Raw genomic sequence first — 2,231 nt, 5'->3', positions numbered from 1 at the left:
ACAACGATTAAGTTTCCTTGTGAAACTCATTTGGGTTGTATGGTTAAGTGACTAAGCGTATACGGTGGATGCCTTGGCAGTCAGAGGCGATGAAGGACGTAGTAACTTGCGAAAAGCGTTGGCGAGCTAGTAACAAGCATTTGAGCTAACGATGTCCGAATGGGGAAACCCGGCCACATAAGTGGTCATCATAACGTGAATACATAGCGTTATGAGGCGAACCTGGGGAACTGAAACATCTAAGTACCCAGAGGAAAAGAAATCAACCGAGATTCCCCTAGTAGCGGCGAGCGAACGGGGATTAGCCCTTAAGTCTATGGGGTGTTAGTGGAATGAGTTGGAAAGCTCAACGGTACAGGGTGATAGTCCCGTACATGAAAACTAACCATAGATGAAAACGAGTAAGGCGGGACACGTGACATCCTGTTTGAATATGGGGGGACCATCCTCCAAGGCTAAATACTCCTGACTGACCGATAGTGAACCAGTACCGTGAGGGAAAGGCGAAAAGAACCCCTGTGAGGGGAGTGAAATAGAACCTGAAACCGTGTACGTACAAGCAGTGGGAGCGGTTCTTGAGACCGTGACTGCGTACCTTTTGTATAATGGGTCAGCGACTTACGTTTTGTAGCGAGGTTAAGCGAATAGCGGAGCCGTAGGGAAACCGAGTGTTAACTGCGCGTTTAGTTGCAAGGCGTAGACCCGAAACCGAGTGATCTAGCCATGGGCAGGTTGAAGGTTGAGTAACATCAACTGGAGGACCGAACCGACTAATGTTGAAAAATTAGCGGATGACTTGTGGCTGGGGGTGAAAGGCCAATCAAACTCGGAGATATCTGGTTCTCCTCGAAAGCTATTTAGGTAGCGCCTCGAGCGAATACCACTGGGGGTAGAGCACTGTTAAGGCTAGGGGGTCATCCCGACTTACCAACCCTTTGCAAACTCCGAATACCAGTGAGTACTACTCGGGAGACAGACGGCGGGTGCTAACGTCCGTCGTCAAAAGGGAAACAACCCAGACCATCAGCTAAGGTCCCAAAGTTATTGCTAAGTGGGAAACGATGTGGGAAGGCTTAGACAGCTAGGATGTTGGCTTAGAAGCAGCCATCATTTAAAGAAAGCGTAATAGCTCACTAGTCGAGTCGGCCTGCGCGGAAGATTTAACGGGGCTAAGCAATACACCGAAGCTATGGGTTTGCTCTTAGGAGCAAGCGGTAGAGGAGCGTTCTGTAAGCGGTTGAAGGTGAAGGGGTAACCCACACTGGACGTATCAGAAGTGCGAATGCTGACATGAGTAACGATAAAGGGAGTGAAAAACTCCCTCGCCGAAAGACCAAGGGTTCCTGTCCAACGTTAATCGGGGCAGGGTGAGTCGACCCCTAAGGCGAGGCCGAAAGGCGTAGTCGATGGGAAACGGGTCAATATTCCCGTACTTCTGCTAACTGCGATGGAGAGACGGAGAAGGCTAGGCTAGCGCGGCGTTGGTAGTCCGCGTTTAAGGTTGTAGGCTGTAAACTTAGGCAAATCCGGGTTTACATTAGGCTGAGAGCTGATGACGAGTCACTAAGGTGATGAAGTAGTTGATGCCATGCTTCCAGGAAAATCTTCTAAGCTTCAGGTTAGTAGGAATCGTACCCCAAACCGACACAGGTGGTCGGGTAGAGAATACCAAGGCGCTTGAGAGAACTCGGCTGAAGGAACTAGGCAAAATGGTACCGTAACTTCGGGAGAAGGTACGCTGCTGTTGGTGATGGGACTTGCTCCCTAAGCTGACGGCAGTCGCAGATACCAGGTGGCTGCAACTGTTTATCAAAAACACAGTACTGTGCAAAATCGCAAGATGACGTATACGGTATGACGCCTGCCCGGTGCTTGAAGGTTAATTGATTGGGTTATCTTCGGAGAAGCTCATGATCGAAGCCCAAGTAAACGGCGGCCGTAACTATAACGGTCCTAAGGTAGCGAAATTCCTTGTCGGGTAAGTTCCGACCTGCACGAATGGCGTAATGATGGCCACGCTGTCTCCAGCCGAGACTCAGTGAAGTTGAAATTGCGGTGAAGATGCCGTATACCCGCGGCTAGACGGAAAGACCCCGTGAACCTTTACTATAGCTTGGCACTGAACATTGAACCTACATGTGTAGGATAGGTGGGAGACTTTGAAGCTTCGTCGCTAGATGGAGTGGAGTCAATCTTGAAATACCACCCTTGTAGTTTTGATGTTCTAACCG

General features: G+C 49.8%; 1 rRNA gene. It reads left to right on the top strand.

Going from position 1 to position 2,231, the window contains the following annotated elements:
* Positions 1 to 41 precede the first annotated feature (41 nt).
* Positions 42 to 2,231 (top strand): 23S ribosomal RNA (locus Q4557_RS19640); the annotation flags it as partial.

Source organism: Shewanella sp. 5_MG-2023, from assembly GCF_030547465.1.
Classification (GTDB): domain Bacteria; phylum Pseudomonadota; class Gammaproteobacteria; order Enterobacterales; family Shewanellaceae; genus Shewanella.
The sequence above is the reverse complement of the archived record's forward strand: the minus strand, read 5'-3'. Positions and strand labels throughout refer to the sequence as shown.